The sequence below is a fragment of the Ramlibacter sp. WS9 genome (genome assembly GCF_003797765.1).
GTDB lineage: Bacteria > Pseudomonadota > Gammaproteobacteria > Burkholderiales > Burkholderiaceae_C > Ramlibacter.
Genome location: NZ_RKMB01000010.1, coordinates 129195 through 149585 on the forward strand (window position 1 = coordinate 129195; position 20391 = coordinate 149585).

Genomic DNA, 20391 nt, shown 5'->3' on the forward strand with positions numbered 1-20391 from the left:
GCCGTCTCTCACTATTCGGGTTGACCCACCAGCGCGGCGTTCAGGCCGATCTCGGGCGCATCGTTCGAGAAGATCGAGCCGAACCAGCCCGGGTTGCTGACCACCGCCGGCGAGAACACGTTGCAGCCGCTCTTCATCTCCTGCCAGCTGCCTACCTTGCAGTACTTGACGGTGTCATTGGTCACGAGCGGCAGGGGCAGCGTTGTCAGCTTGGGAACGTTCTTGCCCTCCAGCTTCTGGACCGCAAGCTTCAGCGCCAGGGCGCCGGAGTAGGGCGGCGAGGCGTAGGAGATGCGCGGAGCGCCCATCGGCGTGTAAGTGCCATTGGCTCCCTCGACCTCGGTACCGACAGGCAGCATCTGAACGCGGCCACCGTTGGAGCCCTCGCCGGCACACGGCTTGAGCGTATTCGGCTTGCCGCCTGCCTCGAGCTGCATGGTGTTGGCGGTGTAGCAGCCGACCTGCATCCAGAGCCCGTCGATCTGGTTCCAGTTGTGCGTAGCCAGAATCTTCGACATCTCGGTTCGCGCGACGGCCTGGCTCCACATGCCGTTGGCCTCCGCAACGATCTTGATGTCCGGGTATTTGGCGAAAACCTCTTTGGCTGCCTTGGTACGCAGGGTGTCGACCGACGTGCCGGGCACGCCGTTGATGACCACGATGTTGCCTTTGCCGCCCATCTTCTTCGCCAGCCACTCCGCGGTGACTCGGCCTGCTTCTTCCTGGTTGATCGCGACGTTGTACGCGCAAGGCTCGGTGATTGCCGCGTCATAGGCGATCACCATCACGCCCTTGTCGCAGGCGTTCTTGACCGCGGCATTCAACGCCGTCGGCGAGATCGGGTAGACCACGATGGCCTGCGCGCCCTGCTGGACCATCGCGTTGATCTGCTGGATCTGGCGCTGCGCGTTGGGCCCCGAGACTTGGACCTGAAGATCCACCTTGTTGGCCAGGCTCTTGTGGCTCGCCATCGCCTTGACCATGTTGGCCGCCTCGGCCTGCCAGTCGTTGCCGATGTAGCTCATCGACAGGAACACCTTGAACTTCTTGTTCTGTTGCGCATGAACCGTTGCGGGCGCAGCCGCGGCCATGGTGAGGAGTGCGGCGCCGAATAGCGGCGCCAGTTTCGTCGGGGTCCAGCTCATGAGTTTGCTCCTGTCTAGTTAGGTTTCGGGTGAATGCGAGGGCGGTTCGACCGCATCAAGCAAATGTGATCATAATATGTGTGATCACAGATAGCGAATAGGGAAAACCCGATTTTCGCGAGAAACCTTCGGGTGTCGACTGGCTGCCCGGGGCTGTGTTAACTGATCACAGGTATCACTTTGCGGCATATACTTCAAGCATGGTCATTAGCAACCTTGTCACACCGTTGACGCGCCAGACTCTCAGCGCCGACGTTTATTTGCAGCTGCGCGATTTGTTGATGAATGGCCGCGTGATGCCGGGCGAGCAGCTGTCGCTTCGCACCATTGCCGAGGCGCTTGGGGTAAGCGTAATGCCGGTGCGTGAAGCGGTGCATCGTCTCGTCGCGGAACAGGCGCTTGAACTGTCAAGCAACCGGGTCTTGCGTGTGCCGGTGATGACGGTGAGCCAGTTCCGTGAAATCACAAGCATCCGCACCAATCTCGAGGGCTTGGCCACTGCTCATGCCGCGACCCTCCTGGATGCGGCTGCCCTCGAGGATATCGAGGCACTGCACGAACGTTTCTCCCGAGAGATGTCGCTGAAGCGGCCCGACGGATCGAAACTGATCGCCGCCAACAAGGAGTTGCATTTCGCCATCTACCGGCAGGCACGGATGCCGATGCTGATGCTGATGATCGAGTCGCTCTGGTTGCGAGTGGGGCCCATCCTCAATTACGACCTGAGCACGGGCGTTGCACGGGTCAGGGAACAGATCCAGACCAACCACCACGGCCAGATCGTTGGTGCGCTCAAGAAGAAAGATGCAGCGGCGGCGGCGGCGGCGCTGCGCCGCGATATTGAGAGCGCTGCCGAGTACATTGTTTCAGTTGGCGCGCTGGTCGCAGCGGATGCGCTGCCACCACCGCTGACTGTCGCTGCTCCCGCGCCTTCGGTGGTCCGGCTTCCGCGACTGCGGAGTTCTTGATCCAAGGGCTACATCTGGGCGCCGATCATCCACGGCACCGTTTCCTCGTTTCCGACGCCCAACTCTTCGCTCCTGGACTTCTCGCCCGAAGCGATTCGCAGCATCAGTTCGAAGATCTCCTGCCCCTTGGATTCGAGCGTTGCCCCGCCGTCCATCACATCGCCACAATTGATGTCCATGTCATCCTTCATGCGCATGAACATCTTCGTATTGGTCGCGAGCTTGATCGACGGCGAAGGCTTGGCACCGAAACAGGAGCCGCGCCCGGTGGTGAATGCAACGAGATTGGCGCCGCTTGCAATCTGGCCGGTGGCGCCCATCGGGTCGTAGCCGGGAGCGTCCATGAACACCAGCCCATGCGTAGTGATCGGCTCGGCGTACCGGTAGACGCCCATCAGGGCAGAAGAGCCGCTCTTGGCGACCGCGCCGAGTGACTTCTCGAGAATCGTGGTGAGCCCCCCCGCCTTGTTGCCGGGTGTCGGGTTGTTGTCGATGCTGCCCTTTTCGCGGTCCGCATACTCCTCCCACCACTTGATGAGGTCGACAATCTGTTCGCCCACTTCGCGCGACACCGCGCGGCGTGTCAGAAGATGCTCGGCACCGTAGATTTCAGGCGTTTCACTCAGGATGGCCGTGCCGCCCTGTGCGACCAGCAGGTCTACGGCCATGCCGAGAGCAGGGTTTGCCGTGATGCCCGAGTACCCGTCCGAGCCTCCGCATTGAAGCGCAACCGTCAGGTGAGCGGCCGACACTTCCTCTCGGCGGCATTGGTTTGCCACTGGCAGCATCGCCCCGACGGCCGCGATGGCCGCCTCCACCGTATTCCGGGTTCCACCCATGTCCTGGATCACGAGAGGAGCAACCAGCTTGCCCGCCTCGATACCCTCCGACATGAACATCGCGCCCATCTGGTTCGCTTCGCACCCCAAGCCAATCACGACGACGCCGGCAAAGTTCGCGTGCTTCACGAATCCCCCCAAGGTCCTGCGCAGTTGTTGCACGCCGTTTCCGTTGTGTTCGATGCAGCAGCCGAAGCTGTGCGTAATCGGGACCACGCCATCGACGTTCGGATAGTCCTTCAATACGTCGTTCTTGGAGAAGTGTTCGACGACCAGCTTGGTGACAGTGGCCGAGCAATTGACGGTGCTGACAATGCCGATGTAGTTGCGGGTTGCCACCCGCCCATCGGCGCGGACGAAGCCACGAAATGTGGCGGGCGCGGCGGCCGGCACCGCGACCTTTGCGTCCTCGCCAAATGCGTAGTCGCGTTTGAACGAGCCCATCGCCAGGTTGTGCGTGTGAACATGTTCGCCGATCCCGATGGGATGCGTTGCGAAGCCGATGATCTGGCCGTAGCGCAGCACCGGCTCTCCGGCCGCAACAGGGGCAAGCGCCACTTTGTGCGCGGCAGGCACATCCGCCTGCAGGATGATCCCACCGAACTCCGCGAGCGGCGTACCTTTGGGAATGGGGTTGCGCGCAATGGCGACGTTGTCGTTCGCATGAAGCTTGAAGGCGAGGGATTCGTGGGTCATGTTGTTTCTCGGATTGGCAGCAGTGGAATTTGCGTCTAGTCGGCGCGAATGTTGTTTCTCTTCGCCACCTCACCCCAAAGCTTGTAGTTGTCCCGCGTCAGGGCGGCAAATCGCTCGGCTGTGCCCCCGCCAACCATGTCGCCATTCTTCACAATCTGGGAGCTGACCGCTGGATCCGCAAGCGCGGCGTTCATCGCAGCGTTGGCTTTCGACACGACATCGGCGGGCAACTTCGGCGGACCGTAAAGGCCCACGAATACGGTCACGACGAAGTCCTTGATGCCAAGCTCCGCGGCCGTAGGCACGTCGGGCAGCGCCGCGAGCCGCGAGCTGCCGGTCACGAGAATGGGCCGCAGCTTGCCGCTCGAAATGAACGGAATCAACAGGGATGCCGCGTCCATCATGCAAGGCACCTGATTTCCGACCAGGTCCTGAATGGCAGGTGCACTGCCGCGATAGGGCACTTGGCTCATCTTGGGCAAGCTCACGCGTTCCCGGAAGTACTCCATTGCCAGATGCGTATTGCCGCCGTTGCCTGACGAGGCGTAGCTGAAACCCTTGTTGCTGTCTGCCTTGACCCATGCAATGAACTCGGACAGGTTTTTCGCCGGCGCCGCCGGATTGACCACCAGCACCAATTGAGACTCGAGGATCAAGCCGATGGGCGTGAAATCCGTCGGAATGGGCGCAGCCGTCGGGTACGTATGAGGATTGATGGTGAAGCTGGTGTTCGCCACAAGGAGCCTGTACGGGTCGTTGGCACGCTGCACTTCGGCTGCGGCGATGTTCCCGCCGGCTCCAGGCTTGTTCTCGACCAGGACCGGTTGAGCCAGCGCCGTCGCCATTCCTCTGCTGATGAACCTCGACCCGGCGTCGGTCAACCCGCCGGGCGGGTAGCCGACGAGCAGGGAAATTGGCTTGGATGGCCATTGCGCCGTCTGCGCCACTGCGGGGAGGGGCCCGACGGCCGAGATGACCGCTCCGGTGGCGGCCATTTTCAAAACTTCGCGTCTAGAGGTGTTCATTCATTTCTCCATTTGCAATCGCACTGCACGAAAACAGGAGATCATATATGTGTGATCACAGATACGCAAGCGGGTTGACCGCAATTTCCGAGTGAGCGATGGCTACGCCAGGGCGCATGGCGGCGGGCTGCGAAAAGCAAAAGGGTCGCCTGTGCGACCCTTTTAGCCATGTTTGACCGGGGAAATTTGGCTTAGAACGAGTGGTTGATTCCCACGCCGTACGCCGTACTGGCGTCGGACGCGCCCCAAAGCTTTTTGCCCGAATGTCCCACGCTGGCGACGAGGTTCGTACGCTTGGACAGTGCGTACGACACGCCGGCCCCGATGAAGTTCGCGTGGGCGTCCAGCTGCCGGCCATAGCCCAGTTTCAGGGTCGTGGCATCCACCGTATAGGTGGCGCCCAGTGTGGCCGTGCGGTTGTCGGATTTGCCCGTGAAATAGGTTTGGCCAGACGGTGCCTTTTCGTGGTCGTAAGCGGCCATCAATGTGGCTGCGCCCAGGTTGTACTTGATGCCGGCGAAATAGACCTTGTTGTCTCGGCTGTTGCGTTCAGCGGCGATGGACGCGTTCAACGCACCTTGGCTGTAATGAATTGCGCCACCAAGATTTCGCTTCTTGGCGTCAGGGTCCGCGGAGTTTCTTTCCACTTCACCGGTAACTTCAACTTTGAAGCCGCCGAGCGTGGGCGATTGATAGAAGATGCCGTTGTCGATCCGGGCATATTCAGTCGCCAGACCCGTCGTTCCTGGCGCGCCGCCGGTGGGGCTGGCGGGCGATGAGGGTGAGTTGCCGTGGTACAGCTGCCACGCTGGCGAGGCGACGCGATCGAAATTGCCCCACGGGTCATACTGCCAGTCGGTGTTCCACAGCGCCGTCAGGCCGCGGCCAAGGCGAATCGAGCCGAACCCTCCTGCCAGTCCGACGGTCGATTCTTCGTGAAAGAAGGAACGGCTGGTTTGCAAGCCGCTGTCCAGTTCAAAGCGGCTGGCCAGACGGAAGGTCGCGGCGACGCCGCCGCCCAAGTCCTCCGTGCCGGAGAAGACCAGATCGCTGGCCCCCAGGCCACCGAGCTTCGTGGTTCGAGCGCCATTGGCGACCGTCGAAATCGCCGCTACATCGAGAAAGCCGGAAAGCTTGACGCTCGACTGGGCGCTGGCTGCGCCACAAGCCAAGGCGCAACCCGCGGCGACCAGAGTAGGGAGTGCATGGATTTTCAAGTGAGTCTCCTGTCGTTTTGCAAAAAAGTGTTGTCCTTGGCCGGCCGACGTCATCAGACAGGCAAACCAAAATATTCGGCTGCTCAGCGAGTGTGATCATAAGCATGTGATCACAGATACCTAATAGGTAATTACCCGGCCAACTTCGACCGAAGTCTTGTCGCCGATCGCCGATCCGGGCCCCTGGCTGGTGTGCGTGGATATCTGTGCTCACAGATCACACTGTGCCTATACTTCAGCGTATGGCAATAACCGCCCTCGTCACGCCACTGACGCGCCAGACCCTCAGCGCCGACATCTACAAGCAGCTGCGCGACTTGCTGATGAGCGGCCAGCTCATGCCCGGCGAACAACTCTCGCTGCGCACGATTGCCGACGCACTTCGCGTAAGTGCAATGCCTGTGCGAGAGGCGGTCAATCGATTGGTGGCCGAACAGGGCCTCGAACTGTCAAGCAATCGGATACTGCGTGTGCCGGTGTTGACCGTGAGTCAGTTTCGCGAGATCACCAGCGTTCGCACCAATCTCGAGGGCTTGGCAACCGTGCAGGCGACCGGGCTCATGGAAGGCAAGGCCTTCGAGGAGATCGAGTCGCTGCACCAACGCTTCTCCCGCGAGATATCGCAGAAGCGTCCCGACCGATCCAAACTGATCGCGGCCAACAAGGAGCTTCATTTCGCGATCTACCGGCAGGCAGGCATGCCGATGCTGATGAAGATAGTCGAGTCGCTTTGGTTGCGCGTAGGACCCATCCTCAACTACGACTTGCGCACCGACGTGTCGCGGGTCATTGAAGGAGTTCCTGCCGATCACCACGGCCGGATCGTCGCAGCACTGAAGAAGAAAGATCCTGGTGGGGCAGCCGAGGCACTGCGTCAAGACATCGAAAGTGCCGCAGAGCACATCATTTCGGCGGGCGTACTGGTCACTGCCGATGCCGTGCCGGAAGTGCCTGCGGGCGTTGCCCGAACATCTTAGAACACTTCTTCATCCAAGTCGCCTTGTCGGGAAACTGTCCGCGGGCACTTGCCGTATACGCCGAACTGGTTATGGTATATAACCATAACCAACTCCACTCGCGCGCCCGAAATCAGATTTATGGACTATCGACCCGCCTCACAAGACGCCCAATTCATCCTTTTCGAGGTGTTGGATGCGAGCGGGCAGCTGCTGCCACTGAAGGGACTTGCCGAGGCGGATCCGGACTTGCAGCGGCAGGTTCTGGAGGAGGCGGCAAAGTTCGTTGCCGAGGTGGTAGCCCCCTTGAACGCTGCCGGCGACCACCTGGGCTGCCGCTTCGAGGCAGGGGCTGTCACCACCCCGCCTGGGTTTGCCCAGGCTTACAAGTCTTTCTGGGAGGCGGGTTGGCCAGCGCTTTCGTGCCGGCCAGAGCACGGAGGACAAGGCTTGCTGTGGGTGCTGGAAGGCGTCCTGTACGAATGGCTGAGCGCCGCCAACCACGGATGGACCATGGCGCCGGGATTGCTCCACGGTGCCTATGAATGCCTCGCGCGTTCGGGCAGTGACGAGCTGAAGGCGGCGTACCTGGACAAAATCGCCAGCGGCGAATGGCTGGCCACGATGTGCCTCAGCGAGGCGCATGCGGGCAGCGATCTGGGGCTGGTGCGCACGCGCGCGACCCCGCAGCCGGACGGGAGTTTCCATGTCAGTGGAAGCAAGATATTCATCTCGGGCGGCGAGCACGACCTCACCGACAACATCGTTCACCTCGTCCTCGCGCGCCTGCCAGATGCGCCGCCGGGGCCGAAGGGCTTGTCGTTGCTGCTGGTACCGAAGGTGCTTGCGGACGGCCGGCGGAATGAGGTGTATTGCGATCGCATCGAGGAAAAGATGGGCCTGCACGGCAGCCCCACCTGCGCCATGCGCTTCGACGATGCTGCGGGTTGGCTGGTGGGCGAGCCGGGCCGCGGGCTGAACGCCATGTTCGTGATGATGAACGCGGCGCGGCTTCACGTCGCTCTGCAAGGCATCGGTTTGCTGGACGCCGCATGGCAGAAGGCCGACGCGTACGCTCGTGAACGCAGGCAAATGCGCGCGCCCGGATCGCGCGATGCACCACCAGACCTGATCGTCCAGCACCCGGCAATCCGCCGCATTCTCGACACGCAGCGCAGCTGGGTCGACGGAGGGCGGGTATTGGCTTATCAGACGGGACTCGAACTCGACATCGCCAAACACCATCCTGAGGACAGCCGCCGCGTGCAGGCTCAGCGTTGGTGCGAACTCGTCACGCCGGTACTGAAGGCGGCATTCACGGAGCAGGCGTTTCACGGTGCCAGCGAATGCCTGCAGGTCTTCGGGGGGCATGGCTACATCCGTGAGTGGGGCATCGAACAGGTGGTGCGCGACTCGCGTGTGACCATGATCTACGAGGGCACCAACGAGATTCAGGCGATCGACCTGCTGGTGCGGAAGGTCTTGCCCGATGGGGGCCGCGGCATGTCGGCCCTGCTCGAAGACCTGGAACGCGGGCTGGACAAATCGAACGCTCCAGCCGCCGAAATGCTGGCAAGCTGCGCGCGCCTCCGGTCCCTGACGAGCAAGCTCGTCGGCGTCGCCGAAGCCCATGTTGAACTGCCATTCTGGGTGGCAGGCGACTACCTGCGAGCCGTTGCGCTGGTGTTGCTCGGCTGGGCCTGGACCCGGATCGGCGATGCCGCCAATGCCCAGGACGCCCGATGGCAAGAGCCAGGCGATGCATTTCGACACTGGATTTTTCCCGAGTTCAAAATGCGACTTGAGATGATCGACAAGCAGTTGACACTGAAGACCCCTCAATAGCGGCGCATCGCACAAGCATTCCCTGAGGTCCCATGGACAAATACCGAATCAGTTCCCCAGGCGGCGATTCCATCGATGTGAAGCGCTGGCGGCAGCTTGATTCGCTTCTGCTCGACGACCCTTGCGAAGCACTGCTTGCGCAGGTGCAACGCACCAGCGCGGGCAGGCCCTGGAAAGGCTTGAAGGTCTGGCACCAGGTCTGGGGGCTGGGTGATCTTTATGTACCTCCGGCCCGCACCCACTGCATCGTCTTGCGGCGTTCCACGCCGACTGAGCTCCTGCAACGGCAAGGGACGGTCACCGGAACGGCCCGGCTCGAGCCAGGCGACGCGATCATCGTGCCGGCCGAAACACCCAGCTTCTGGCGCAGTTCCGCATCCCGGGACTACGTCCATATGGACCTGGATCCGTCATGGCTGCGGCAGGCGGCGGGGCACGACGTTCGCCTCGGGAGCTGCTTCGGAAAAGCCGACCCTGTTCTGGCGGGCTTCGCTCACGTACTGCTCGCGTCCCTGGACAGCGATACATCGTTGCTGCCGGCATTTGCCGACACCATCTCAATGGGCGTCGCACTTCATTTGGTCGAGAACTACGCGAAGGCGGACACCATCAACCGGAATCTGCCGATGCTTTCCCGGCGGGAAATGCGTGTGGTGGTGGAAGCGGTCGCGTCGGATCTCGAGGCTGATTGGTCGGTGGCCGAACTCGCTGCATTGCTCGAGCTGAGCCCCTTCCACTTCTCGCGCGCGTTCAAGCGTTCGTTCGGCACCACGCCACATGCGTACGTCACGGCGCAGCGCATGGAACGCGCCGCCAGCCTGACCAGAAAGACCAGCGCATCCTTCTCCGAGATCGCTGCAGAAACCGGGTATTCATCGCCCGCGCATTTCAGCCAGTCCTTCCGGCGGTATTGGGGCGTGACGCCAATGACCTACCGAAAGGGTTGCTAAGAGCCGCTACGCCATGGTTTGTGTGTCCCCGTCGATCGAAACGGCCTGACCTGACAACGTACTGGTGTCGGGCGAGGCCAGGAATGCCACCAACGCAGCAACCTCCTGCGGCGGCACCAGGCGCTTGATCGACATGCCCGCCAGAACTTCGCGCAATACCTCTTCGTACGGTACGCCTCGCAGCCTGGCCTTGTCGGCAATGACGTTCCGAAAACGCTCGCCATCCACAGCGCCCGGCAGCACGGCGTTGACGCGCACGCCCCAAGGCCCCAGGTCGATTGCCAGTGTCTTGGTCAAGCCGACGATGGCCCACTTGGTCGCAGCGTATGCGCTGCGGTTCGGAAAGCCCATCCGGCCCGCTGTCGACCCGATGTTGATGATCGCACCGCTACCATGCTGCTTGAGCCACGGAATCGCAGCCCGCGTGACGTTGAATGTACCGGTGAGGTTGACCGCGACCGTGCGATCCCACTCGCCCGGGTCAATCTCATCGAGCTGGCCGGTGGGTCCGGCCATTCCCGCGTTGTTTACCAGCACATCCAGGCCGCCCAATGCCTCGTAGGTTTGCCGGATAAGCTCGACGCAGCCCTCGCGGTCCGCAACATCGCAGCGTATTCCGTGAATATCTTCACCACGCTCAGACAACTGCCTCAAAGCGTTCTCATCCATATCGCACACGGCGACGGTGTCGCCAGCACGAACGAACGCACGTGCGATTTCCAGACCCAGCCCGGATGCGCCGGCGGTCACCAGCACCCGCCGCCCTTTGACCAAACCTGACATCAGCCTGCCTCCGCGAATCCCGCCATCATGACGGGAGTGTGTTTGAAACTCATTGGCACGAGAAGTTGGAGGCATCCTCCACGCTTCCGGTTCCCTTGTACACCGCGACTTTGGGATGGGCGCACAACGGCCGGGTGCGGCCAGGCCATGGTGTGAACGGGCCCGCCTTGGCAACAATGACCTCAGGCGCGGTTCCTTGTTCAACCCAGGTTTGAATGGCCGTCAGCGGATCGAATCCATCGGTGGCCGGCCCGCCCGAGCAATGCGCCATGCCTGGTACCAGGAAGAGACGCGCAAAGCTCGATGCATCGCCGCCATTCGCCGCGGAGAGAGCGCTGTGATAGCGAACGATGTCCTTCGATGAGAACAGCGGGTCGCTGTTGCCGTTGTACATGATCAGTTTGCCGCCGCGGCTCTTGTAGGCCGAGAGATCCGTCGATGTCGCATTGGCCAGCTTGCCGAATTCCGCGAATTTGGCGGGGTCGGCATCCGGGTTGAAGGCAAACGGGCTGAAGCCGGGGTTCGCCGGTGTCGAGAACACCTTGCCCGGGCCATCCATGCCGGCAATCTGATTGAGGCCCAGGCTGAGGGTGAGTGCGGGCGACAGCGGAACAGGGATGCCATCGAGCTTCCAGATGCTCCAGGAAGCGCTTCCGAAACCGGCATCGTAGAAATAGTCGCTGTAGAGCGGTGCGCCCTGCGAGGTCTTTCCGCCGCTCGTCATCGCCGCCAATGCGCCTTTCTGGCCGACCGACAGGCAGGTGCCGTCGTTGGCGCCGGTGCAGGTCGGAATATGCGCTTGTGGATTGAAGTCGCAGGCTTGCGGATCGGAAATGATGCCGTCTGCCAGATTGTCGCGGCCCTTGACGTCGCACCTTCCGACGATGGCGGACCCAATGAGAGCCCGGTCTGCCTGTGAGAAGGCCTTGCCCAGGTCGGGGCCCAGTGGCGTCGTCGCACCAGGCGGCACGATGGCGGCAACGGCAAGCACGTCGGTCAAGGTGTTGCTTACTGCATTCATGAGATTGAACCCGGGGTCTCCGGCGACGATCCCGTCGAAGTGCGACGCGAAGCGCTGCGACGCGAGCATCGCTTGCCGGCCGCCGTTAGAGCATCCGACGAAGTAAGACTTGTCGGGCTGCTTGCCGTAGTAGCGTTGCACGATGTCCTTGGACTTGAGCGTCACCTGGTCAACGGCGTTGTAGGCGTAGTCGATCCGTGCCTGCGCATCGGCGCCGAAGTTGCCGTCGAAGGCGCTCGTGCCCCGATGGCCGGCGTCCGTGGACACCACGGCGAACCCGCGTGCCAGCGCGTTGGCCGCAGCGCCCTGCTGCGGGTCGAACACTCCAACCGCTTGCCTGAGGAGGCCATCCAGTCCGCCGCCGCCTTGAAAGAAGAATCGTCCGTTCCAGTCCTTCGGCAAGCGCAGTTCGAAGCCGATGGCGTATGACGCATCGACCTGCGAGACCGTGAACGTGGCCGGGTTCATGGAGAAAGCTTTTCCGGTACGCGCGTTGATGGCACCCTCTACCACGCAGTGCGCGGGCAGGTACTCGCCTACCGGTGCGCCGGAAAACGGGTCAGCGGGCTTGGCCGTGTTTGCTTCCACCCGGTCGGCACGGATCACGCTCAGGTTTGCCAAGGAAAAATCCTTGATGGCCGCGCAGTTGAAAGCCACGGCCGGTGGAGGCGGGGCAGAAGAGCCGCCGCACCCGTTGAGCACGGGCAACGCGGCGCACGCGATGATTGTCCAGAGTTTGGTTTGCATATTTACTTTCAGTGGGTTCGCTATCAGGGCCCGCGGCCAGAACGACGCGGCGCTGGATAGCCGCGATTGCAGAAAAAAGAGCATCGAGCGGCGAACCGCTCGATGCGCAAGACCGGCGAGAAACTTGCAATTTCATTCCGATCAACCTGCGTCCGTGAGGGTGCAGGATAAGAATCATCAGAAGCTGTGGCGCAGCCCGATGTCGAGGCCGCTGGAGGAGGCGTTGACACCGGTCGTGGAGCCGTTCAGTGCCACGACAGCGCTGCCCCCATTCTTCACGCGGGCCCAGGTGGCATAAACGGCAGTGCGCTTCGATAGGTTGTGCACGTACCCCAACGCCAATTTTTTGGTCTCCGGCGTACCGACAGCCGTGGATTCGTAAGCCGAGTACGAAGCGCGGATATCGCCGCTGCCCACAGGGAACACCCCGCCGAGCAGCCAGCCCTTGCCGTCGACAGCGCCGGCCCGGTCACGCGTGATCTGGCCCATGACCTTGCCAAAGCCAAAAGTCCACTGGCCGGCGACGTTGTTCTGGCGGACGTTGCCGGTAGCGTATTCGGTGCGGCTCACCGCCACGGCCACGTTGAAAGGCCCGCTTTCCAGGCCAACGCGCACAGCGGCGCCCTTGCCGTCGTCTTGCGTCACCGGCCCCGTGTTGTTCTCGCCCAGGTACGCCTGGACCTGGCCGTAGAAGCCGCCCAGGTTAGGCGGCAGAAGGTAGCCGATACTGTTGGAGGCGCGGGCCGCAGTCGCGCCGGTAATGATGGATCCGATGGTTTGAGTGCTGCCCACGCCGAGCGTGAAGAACGGATCGAATATGGTCAGATTCCAGAACTGGGGCGTGTAGTCACGACCCAGCCGCAGCTCGCCCCAGCCACCGGCCAGGCTCACGGTCGAGCGGCGATTGAACGTCAGGCCCTGGCGGCCAGCGACGGCAGCACCTGTACCCGAGGCCTGGTTGTTGGTGTTGGTGGCGGCGCCTTCGCCGTTGTCGGCGTTCAGGTCGCCCTCCAGCCAGAACGAGGCGGACATGCCGCCCCCCAGGTCTTCAGTGCCGCGAAAGCCCAGGCGCGAGCTGGTCAGGCCAGAGCTCCCTAGCTGGGTCTTGTTGCTCGCACTGCCATGGCCGACTTTCAGGGTTGCATCGACCACGCCGAACAGCGTGACCGTGGATTGAGCAGAGGCAGTGCAGGCAGCGGCCAGTGCGGCCATGGCGATAAGCGACTTTTTCATGAGGGCGTGTCTCCGGGGGTTGTACGTTTTTCCCGCTGATCTCAGCAGGCGAACGATTGTTGATGCCGAGCAATCGTTGGCGTTTGGAAGGAACCGCTGTCCTTGTGCATTTGCTACAGCGGCTCGGGTTTGCCCCTAGCCGACGATCCTGATGGAATGGCTCAATAGGTGGTCGAGCTCACGCCGATGTCGCGCCAATCTTTAGTTACCTTGCGGCGCCTTTAGCAATCCTGCGCCGTTGCAGGGTTACTCCGCAGCAGGTGCTGCCTGCTTGCTAAGAACACTGTGGCTCGCCTCGCTCCATGTGCGGCAGGGCTCCTCGGAACAACCAAAAGGAAAATGACATGAACATGGCTTTGTCGCGTAAATGGTTGGCCGGCGCCGCGCTGCTACTGGCGGTGCACGGGTTAATGGCGCAGAGCCTGCCCACTGCGCGTCCCGAAGAGCTCGGCCTTTCTCCCGAACGGCTGGACCGCATCAGTGCATGGATGAAGGGCGAAATCGCGGCCAAGCGCGTGCCCGGCGCAGTCATCGTGATCGCGCGCAACGGCAAGGTGGGCTACTACGAAACCTTCGGTCTGCAGAATCCGGCGCGGCCCGAGCCGATGAACCGCGACAGCATCTTTCGCATCTATTCGATGACGAAGCCGCTGGTGACGGTGGCAGCGATGATGATGGCCGAGGAAGGAAAGCTCAGGCTCGAGTCGCCGGTGTCCGCCTACATCCCCAGCTTTGCGAACGTCAAGGTCGGCGTGGAAAAGACCGATGCCGCCGGCGTCAAGACGCTGGAGCTGGTACCAGCACGCCGTCCCATCACCGTGCAGGATTTGATGCGGCACACGTCCGGCCTGACCTACGGCTTCTTCGGAGATTCGCTGGTGAAGAAGGCCTATCTCAGCGCCGGCATCGGCGCCATCGAAGGCGGGCTGACGACCGCGGAATTCGCCGACAAACTGGCCAGCGTGCCGCTGCACTACCAGCCCGGCAGCACCTGGGACTACGGCTATTCGACCGACGTGCTTGGCCGTGTGCTCGAGGTGGTATCGGGCCAGAGCCTGCATTCCTTGCTGCGCGCGCGCCTGCTCGATCCACTGGGGATGAAAGACACCAGTTTCTATGTCACCGACGCCGCACGCCAGGCCCGCATTGCCGAGCCGTTGCCGGACGACCGCGACTTGGGGGTCAACTTCGTCATGGGAGATCCACGGGTGGTGGAAAAGCTGGAGTCCGGCGGTGCCGGCATGGTATCCACTGCGAACGACTACGCCCGCTTCCTGCAGATGATGCTCAATGGGGGCGTGCTGGACGGCAAGCGATACCTCAGCCCGAAGACCATCGAGTACATGACCTCCGATCACCTCGGCGCGGGTGTGGCCCTGACGCCCTTGTACCTGCCGGGGCCCGGCTACGGCTTCGGGCTTGGCTTTGCCGTGCGCAAAGTCAACGGCGAGGCTTCCTACATCACGCCGGCCGGCGAATACTACTGGGGCGGCGCGGGCGGCACGTACTTCTGGGTCGATCCCAAGACCAATATGTTCGTGATGCTGATGATGCAGTCGCCCAAGCAGCGCACGCCTTACCGCTCGGTGCTGCGCAACATGGTGTACGGGGCCGTCGAAAAATAGCGCGCCGAATTCATACAGATACCACGGCCACGCCGACCCAATTCCCGCAACACGGGGTGTACTGGAGCTAGTGGCGACGCAAGTGTGTCGGCGGCAGGCCCCAGTACTTTCGGAATGTGTTGGAGAAGTGGGCCAGGTCCGGGAACCCGACGACTGTGCCGATCTCCCCGATCGGCTTGGTCGTGCCTTCAACGAGGTCGCGGGCACGGCGCATGCGCAACTGCAGCGAATACCGAAGAGGTGCCAGGCCGAGCGTCGCCTTGAACGCGCGGTAAAACGCGTGAGGGCTCAGATCAAGCAGCTGCGCCATGGCCGAAAGGGACACGGGGCTATCGAGTTGATCAGTGATGTACTCGTCGATACGGGCCAGTTGAAGGGCGCTCAGCTTACCTCGCGGGGTCTCGCCGGCTTCACCGAAGCGCTCAAGCAAACGAACGGCAAGGGCCATGCCGGCGGGCTCAAGAAAGTCTCTCGGCCGTGCGCCCGGCGCTTTCACGTACTCCAGCAAGGCCCGGCCCATGCTGTTGATCACGCCGTCTGCCTCGCCGAAACAATTGCGCAAGCGGATCGCGGCGTTCGGACAATCATGTCCCGTCGCCTTCATCAGCAGCGCCGGCGTGATACTGAGGTGAACGTTGTGGCCTGGGCCGAAGGTGCGAAAATAGAGAGGCTGGTACGGCGGTGCGATGACCACCTGTCCCGCGGAGTGTTGGCGCACGTCGAGCACTCCCTCGCGCCATTGCACGACCGGAGACGTCGCCGAGTATCGGATGAAAATATCGTAGCGGTTGTTGGGGGGAACGTAGTATTCGTGCGTGACGGCGTGCTGCTCCCACACCAGGAGGTCGCTGTAGCCCAGCGCCTTGCTGTCCGCAGTCACCATGGATCGGATGGTGCGTGCTGGGTCGTCGCCCGGCGCCTCTTCCGCGAGGCGCTTCAGGCGCGACATGTCGATGCTGCGCAAGACCTCCTGGTAGCTGAGTCCGATTTCTTCGGTCTTCACTTGAGCGGACGATAAGCCAGTCGATCGGAATTGAACGAACCGATCCACAGTTCGTTCCCGACCGGCATCGCGATGGAGGCCCCAGTGAAAGAAGTGTTCGCGGGTCCTCGGGCTATTTCCGTGACAGCCATCGACTTCGGGTCGATGGTCGCAACGACATAGCCGCGCGAACACAGGATGCCCGCCAGGTTCTTCGGCGGCCCCCCGCACGATGGCTCGTCATCGATCATTCCGGCCGTGATCAAGCGGCCGTCGCTCGTCCAGCGAATGTTGTCGGGGGCGAACCCCGTGAACTGCGCGACGCGCAGCGGCTTCGCGGTGTCGACGCGCGAGAACACCGTCACTTTTCTTGCCGCAGACGAAACCACATAGAACTCGCGATCGTCGGGCGCTGTCTCGATGCCGTTGTTGGCGGCGAACTCGGTGCCCGGCAGCTGGCGGAAAGCCGGTGTGCCAGGGGCCCAGAGATACACCGCACCCGTCGGTTGCCCGGCAAACGCATCTTCGAATGTCTTGCCAGGCATGAGGAGCACTGTCGCGACGATTGCGCCGTCGCTGAATGCCGCCACGCTATTGGCCGCCAATCCGTCCGGCATGAGGACACAGCCAATCCAGGTGGCCGTTGGTGCGGCGCCGCGGGTGTCGAGTTCGAAGACTTCGATCGATTCCCGCCCTCCGTGGTTGGTGGCGTACAACGTGAAGCGGCCGGCCTCCGCTTTGCGAAGGCTGAGGCCGTGCAGCACCGCCTGCTTGGGGTCGAGCGGGCCAGGGCAGTTGGCAAACTTCGCTTTGTCCAGGCGGCTTGCCGCGGCTCCGGTCGCATAGAGCCCTCGGGCCATCTTTTCCCGGGCATTCACAAGATGCAACCCGCTGCCCGGCGCCATGCCGCTCGCCAGCAGCCATCCCGTGTCCGGAACCAGCACCAGGTCCTCAGGGTTCTGCACACCGCAGATGAAGGAGAGTCCGCCCGCCGGCGCACACGATGCGGGCTGAGCAGGGGCGCTGGAGTGTGCTCCGCCAAAGGCCAGGAAGGCAAGCGCCGCGCTGATGAATGCATGTTTCACTGGTCGACTCCTTGATCTTTCCTTGCGCATCCGTTCCGGATCGGCACCCTGGTTCGAAGGCTGCCGTTAGTCCGGGCAGATGCGCAAAGGCTTGGTTGATGCAATGCTCAGGTCACGACTCCGCTGTAAAGCCGATCTGCTTGATCAAGCGCCGCCATTCGTCGGTATCGGCCTTGATCACGTCGGTCAAAGCCTGCGGGGTGGTCGGCTTCGCGGTCATCGCGAAGGTTGCCAGCATGGCTGTCACTTCGGGTTGCACCAGGACTGTCTGCATGTAGGCAGCAGCACGGCGAACGAGGTTTTGCGGCGTCTTTCCTGGCATGAACAACCCGAACTGCTCCGTCGCCGTGATCGGGTAGCCCTGCTCACGAAAAGTCGGAACATCGGGCAGAAACGAGTTTCGGCCAACCCCCGAGACGGCCAGCATTCGCAGCCTGCCGCTCTTGAGGTGCGGCAGGAAAGCGCCGGCCGTCGAGAAATAACCGGATACCTGGCCGCCCATCAGGTCCTGCAGCCCAGGCGCATCACCACGGTAGCCCACGTGCGTCAGTTCCGTGCCCGACAGCTTGGACAACAGGATGCCGACCAGGTGGGGCGTAGAGCCCGCGGCGGGCGAACCGAAGTTGGCTTTGCCCGGATTTTCCTTGCACCACGCGATGAAGTCCCTGACCCCGCGCACGCTGGCAGGGACCGCGGTTCCGACGGCAAATCCGAATGGGAACGTGCAAACCGTGGTGACCGGTGCCACATCTTCGATGACGTAGGGGAGCTTGCGGTAGGTAAAGGGATAGATGGAGAAAGGCGCGGTCGGGGTCAGCAGGAAGGTGCCGCCGTCTGGCGCGCTGTCCTTGAGCGTCGAGATGGATATCTGCATCGCGGCGCCGGGCTTGTTCTCGACGATGACGTTGTTGGCATAGCCCCCACGCATTCTTTCAGCGAGGCGCCGGGCGATCGCGTCGGTGCCCCCTCCTGGTGGAAAACCGACAAGAATCCTCGCAAGGTCGAGGTTCTGTGCGTGCGCGTAGCGAAGTGGGGCAGCGGCCAATGCTGCGATACCGGCCAGCTGACCGGCGAATTTGCGGCGTGTGGGCATTTCTTGTCTCCTGGATATGAATTGATGTCGATCGATCAGCATTGCGCTCCTCGGTATGCGACGGCGCAGGTGCTTCAAGATTCGGATTCAAGCACCCCCATCTTTCCGTTCTTGCGCTGTCTATCGCTTTCTTGCGCGGGCGCGGGTATGCCCTGATGCTTGTCCCGCTGCTACATCGCACCCGCGTTCGTGGAAACCCTCGTCTGAGCAAGAAGCGGACAGTTCGCGCAGCAACTGGAAAGGCCGTGCGCCGTCTCACGCTGTAATCGCCATGCCTTTGCACAACCGTGTGAAGGGCAAATACGCGCAGTTCAAAAGAGTGGAGACACATATCGTGGTGCAAACCGTTTCGGTCGTCGGTTGCGGGCTCATCGGGGCAAGCTGGGCATTGCACTTCCTGGTGCGCGGACTGGATGTGGTGGCTTGCGATCCATCGGAGGGCGCCGAGAGCCGGCTGCGGGCGTTTGTCGCGGAGCACTGGGAACAGGCGGGCAGGCTTGGTATGCATCCGTCTGCCAATACCGGAAGGCTGGAGTTTCAGGCCGACGCCCAACGAGCAGTAGAGCGCGCCGACTTCGTCCAGGAGAACGGGCCCGAACGAGTGGACATGAAGAGGGAGCTGTTCGCCAAGCTCGACGAGGCCGCGGCGCCCCACATCATCTTGGCCAGCAGTTCTTCTGGCTTGCGGCCGTCGCAGATGCAGGACCTGTGCAAGCACCCGGAGCGCGTGCTCGTCGGGCATCCCTTCAATCCGCCGCACTTGATCCCGCTCGTCGAGGTTGTGGGCGGCCGGCTAACGTCTGCGGACGCAATCTCCTCTGCCATGTCGTTCTACCGCTCCGTAGGGAAGCGACCGATCCACGTGCGCAAGGAGGTGACCGCCCATGTCGCCAACCGATTGCAAGCCGCGGTGTGGCGGGAAGCCTATGGCCTGGTGCAGGACGGTGTGGTCGATATGGAAGACATCGATACGGCGATGTCGCATGGCATCGGGCTTCGCTGGGCTCTGCTCGGCCCATTTGCAATCCAGATGCTCGCCGGAGGTGCTGGAGGCATGCGTCACTCTCTCGACCACCTGGGCGCGTCCCTTGACGGGTGGTGGCAGGACCTTCACCAGACCCGGCTGACGCCGGAACTGAAACAGCTGATTTTCAACCACGCCGAACAGCTGCTTGCGGGCTTTGACCCGGCCGCCGTCGTGCAGGCGCGCGATGAGTTCCTCATCGAACTCATCACGGCGAAAGCGGGTCGGCGAAATCTCCCATAGCAGTCGACAAGACACTTCTCTCAAGAGTCAAACATGCAAGAAACCATCATCATCACCTGCGCGCTAACCGGCGCCGGGCCGCTCTCCAGCAATCCGGCGCAACCGGTCACGCCCGCCCAGATCGCCCAGTCGGGCCTCGAAGCGGCCGATGCCGGCGCCGCGATTCTTCACGTCCATGTTCGAGATCCCGCGACTGGCGAGTTTTCGGGTGAGCTCGCGCTCTACGAGGAAGCCGTGGGGCTGATCCGGGAAAAAAACAAGGACGTGATTCTCAACCTGACTACGGGGCTGGGATCGGGGTTCTACCCGAAGGACCCGATGTTGCCCATGGAAGCGGGCCCCGGAACGCACATCTGGAGCGCAGAGAAGCGCATGGAGCACGTGCTCAAGCTCAAGCCCGAGATCTGCACGTTGGACCTGGTGACCGCACAAGTGTTCGGCGGTGTCGTCATCAGCACGGAGCAGGTGCTCACGCGCATGGCGCACATGGCCCGCGATGCGGGAGTGAAGCCGGAGATCGAACTCTTCGACGCCGGTGACGTCGTGCTTGCGGAGCATCTCATCAAGAAGGGGGCGCTCGATGGTCCCGGCATGTACTCGTTCGTCATGGGGTTGAACTTCACCATTCCCGCGGACCCCGAAAGCATGCTCTACCTGCGCAACCGCCTTCCGGCTGGGGCGCAATGGCAAGGGTTCGGCATCGGCCGCAACCAGTTCCCGATGGCGATGCAGTCGGCGTTGCTGGGCGGGCACGTGCGCGTGGGAATGGAAGACAACGCATACATCGCCAGGGGGGCCTTCGCAAAGAGCAATGCCGAACAAGTGGTCAAAGCACGCCATCTGGTCGAAAGCCTGGGCCCGGCGATCGCTTCACCTGCTCAGGCTCGCGCCATTCTGGGATTGAAGCCCTGACG

The 20391-nt window shown here is 62.3% G+C and carries 17 protein-coding genes; 7 read left to right on the forward strand and 10 right to left on the reverse strand.

Going from position 1 to position 20391, the window contains the following annotated elements; genetic code table 11:
• Window positions 1–11: 11 nt before the first annotated feature.
• A complete protein-coding gene (locus tag EEB15_RS16675) occupies window positions 12–1145 on the reverse strand; it encodes a sugar ABC transporter substrate-binding protein (protein ID WP_199236557.1) in 1134 nt (377 codons plus the stop codon).
• A gap of 200 nt (window positions 1146–1345) precedes the next feature.
• On the opposite strand from EEB15_RS16675, the gene EEB15_RS16680 reads away from it, so the two are divergent.
• The gene (locus EEB15_RS16680) at window positions 1346–2113 is read left to right on the forward strand and encodes a GntR family transcriptional regulator (RefSeq protein WP_141510999.1); all 768 of its coding nucleotides are present in this window, start codon (window positions 1346–1348) and stop codon (window positions 2111–2113) included.
• 8 nt (window positions 2114–2121) lie between these two features.
• Here the strand turns inward: EEB15_RS16680 and EEB15_RS16685 are convergent, their stop codons facing one another.
• The 3 genes from EEB15_RS16685 to EEB15_RS16695 form a co-directional block, all read right to left on the reverse strand.
• A complete protein-coding gene (locus EEB15_RS16685; protein WP_141511000.1) occupies window positions 2122–3648 on the reverse strand; it encodes a UxaA family hydrolase in 1527 nt (508 codons plus the stop codon).
• A gap of 35 nt (window positions 3649–3683) precedes the next feature.
• Complete coding sequence (locus EEB15_RS16690; protein WP_233259518.1) at window positions 3684–4643, reverse strand: tripartite tricarboxylate transporter substrate binding protein; 960 nt, start codon at window positions 4641–4643, stop codon at window positions 3684–3686.
• Window positions 4644–4864: 221 nt separating this feature from the next.
• The gene (locus EEB15_RS16695; protein ID WP_158290142.1) at window positions 4865–5890 is read right to left on the reverse strand and encodes a porin; all 1026 of its coding nucleotides are present in this window, start codon (window positions 5888–5890) and stop codon (window positions 4865–4867) included.
• 242 nt (window positions 5891–6132) lie between these two features.
• Between EEB15_RS16695 and EEB15_RS16700 the strand changes: the two genes are divergently transcribed.
• The 3 genes from EEB15_RS16700 (at window position 6133) to EEB15_RS16710 (ending at window position 9641) form a co-directional block, all read left to right on the forward strand.
• Complete coding sequence (locus EEB15_RS16700) at window positions 6133–6867, forward strand: GntR family transcriptional regulator (protein ID WP_141511003.1); 735 nt, start codon at window positions 6133–6135, stop codon at window positions 6865–6867.
• A gap of 120 nt (window positions 6868–6987) precedes the next feature.
• Window positions 6988–8691, forward strand: coding sequence for an acyl-CoA dehydrogenase family protein (locus EEB15_RS16705; protein WP_141511084.1), 1704 nt, complete (start codon window positions 6988–6990; stop codon window positions 8689–8691).
• Window positions 8692–8768: 77 nt separating this feature from the next.
• On the forward strand, window positions 8769–9641 hold the full coding sequence (locus EEB15_RS16710; protein ID WP_158290143.1) for an AraC family transcriptional regulator: 873 nt from the start codon (window positions 8769–8771) through the stop codon (window positions 9639–9641).
• A gap of 6 nt (window positions 9642–9647) precedes the next feature.
• Here EEB15_RS16710 and EEB15_RS16715 read toward each other — a convergent pair whose 3' ends face one another.
• The 3 genes from EEB15_RS16715 to EEB15_RS16725 form a co-directional block, all read right to left on the reverse strand.
• Window positions 9648–10424: an SDR family oxidoreductase gene (locus tag EEB15_RS16715; protein ID WP_141511005.1), complete on the reverse strand. Its 777-nt coding sequence runs from the start codon at window positions 10422–10424 to the stop codon at window positions 9648–9650.
• 49 nt (window positions 10425–10473) lie between these two features.
• On the reverse strand, window positions 10474–12192 hold the full coding sequence (locus tag EEB15_RS16720; RefSeq protein WP_158290144.1) for a tannase/feruloyl esterase family alpha/beta hydrolase: 1719 nt from the start codon (window positions 12190–12192) through the stop codon (window positions 10474–10476).
• A gap of 177 nt (window positions 12193–12369) precedes the next feature.
• Window positions 12370–13425 carry a porin gene (locus EEB15_RS16725; protein WP_141511007.1) on the reverse strand — a complete coding sequence of 352 codons (1056 nt, stop codon included), beginning with the start codon at window positions 13423–13425 and terminating at the stop codon, window positions 12370–12372.
• 344 nt (window positions 13426–13769) lie between these two features.
• Here EEB15_RS16725 and EEB15_RS16730 point away from each other — a divergent pair, with 344 nt between their 5' ends.
• Window positions 13770–15050 carry a serine hydrolase gene (locus EEB15_RS16730; RefSeq protein WP_141511008.1) on the forward strand — a complete coding sequence of 427 codons (1281 nt, stop codon included), beginning with the start codon at window positions 13770–13772 and terminating at the stop codon, window positions 15048–15050.
• Between the two features lie 67 nt (window positions 15051–15117).
• Here the strand turns inward: EEB15_RS16730 and EEB15_RS16735 are convergent, their stop codons facing one another.
• From EEB15_RS16735 to EEB15_RS16745, 3 genes are all read right to left on the reverse strand, one after another.
• Entirely contained in the window at window positions 15118–16053 is a 936-nt protein-coding gene (locus EEB15_RS16735; RefSeq protein WP_141511009.1) for an AraC family transcriptional regulator, read from the reverse strand.
• Window positions 16050–17147: an SMP-30/gluconolactonase/LRE family protein gene (locus tag EEB15_RS16740; RefSeq protein ID WP_141511010.1), complete on the reverse strand. Its 1098-nt coding sequence runs from the start codon at window positions 17145–17147 to the stop codon at window positions 16050–16052. The genes EEB15_RS16735 and EEB15_RS16740 overlap by 4 nt, the downstream gene beginning before the upstream one ends.
• 82 nt (window positions 17148–17229) lie before the next feature.
• Window positions 17230–18288 carry a tripartite tricarboxylate transporter substrate-binding protein gene (locus tag EEB15_RS16745; protein ID WP_233259519.1) on the reverse strand — a complete coding sequence of 353 codons (1059 nt, stop codon included), beginning with the start codon at window positions 18286–18288 and terminating at the stop codon, window positions 17230–17232.
• 193 nt (window positions 18289–18481) lie between these two features.
• On the opposite strand from EEB15_RS16745, the gene EEB15_RS16750 reads away from it, so the two are divergent.
• Window positions 18482–19477 (forward strand): 3-hydroxyacyl-CoA dehydrogenase NAD-binding domain-containing protein, encoded by a 996-nt coding sequence (locus EEB15_RS16750; protein ID WP_141511011.1) that lies wholly within the window; start codon window positions 18482–18484, stop codon window positions 19475–19477.
• Between the two features lie 33 nt (window positions 19478–19510).
• Complete coding sequence (locus EEB15_RS16755; protein WP_141511012.1) at window positions 19511–20389, forward strand: 3-keto-5-aminohexanoate cleavage protein; 879 nt, start codon at window positions 19511–19513, stop codon at window positions 20387–20389.
• Window positions 20390–20391 lie beyond the last annotated feature (2 nt).

Excerpts from the sequence above, each read along its gene's own strand:
- EEB15_RS16755 (WP_141511012.1), top strand. The coding sequence starts at position 19,511 with ATGCAAGAAACCATCATCATCACCTGCGCGCTAACCGGCGCCGGGCCG.
- EEB15_RS16700 (WP_141511003.1), top strand. The coding sequence starts at position 6,133 with ATGGCAATAACCGCCCTCGTCACGCCACTGACGCGCCAGACCCTCAGC.
- EEB15_RS16725 (WP_141511007.1), bottom strand. The coding sequence starts at position 13,425 with ATGAAAAAGTCGCTTATCGCCATGGCCGCACTGGCCGCTGCCTGCACT.
- EEB15_RS16740 (WP_141511010.1), bottom strand. The coding sequence starts at position 17,147 with ATGCGCAAGGAAAGATCAAGGAGTCGACCAGTGAAACATGCATTCATC.
- EEB15_RS16675 (WP_199236557.1), bottom strand. The coding sequence starts at position 1,145 with ATGAGCTGGACCCCGACGAAACTGGCGCCGCTATTCGGCGCCGCACTC.
- EEB15_RS16690 (WP_233259518.1), bottom strand. The coding sequence starts at position 4,643 with ATGGCCGCCACCGGAGCGGTCATCTCGGCCGTCGGGCCCCTCCCCGCA.
- EEB15_RS16705 (WP_141511084.1), top strand. The coding sequence starts at position 6,988 with ATGGACTATCGACCCGCCTCACAAGACGCCCAATTCATCCTTTTCGAG.
- EEB15_RS16750 (WP_141511011.1), top strand. The coding sequence starts at position 18,482 with ATGCCTTTGCACAACCGTGTGAAGGGCAAATACGCGCAGTTCAAAAGA.
- EEB15_RS16685 (WP_141511000.1), bottom strand. The coding sequence starts at position 3,648 with ATGACCCACGAATCCCTCGCCTTCAAGCTTCATGCGAACGACAACGTC.
- EEB15_RS16730 (WP_141511008.1), top strand. The coding sequence starts at position 13,770 with ATGAACATGGCTTTGTCGCGTAAATGGTTGGCCGGCGCCGCGCTGCTA.
- EEB15_RS16720 (WP_158290144.1), bottom strand. The coding sequence starts at position 12,192 with ATGCAAACCAAACTCTGGACAATCATCGCGTGCGCCGCGTTGCCCGTG.
- EEB15_RS16715 (WP_141511005.1), bottom strand. The coding sequence starts at position 10,424 with ATGTCAGGTTTGGTCAAAGGGCGGCGGGTGCTGGTGACCGCCGGCGCA.
- EEB15_RS16680 (WP_141510999.1), top strand. The coding sequence starts at position 1,346 with ATGGTCATTAGCAACCTTGTCACACCGTTGACGCGCCAGACTCTCAGC.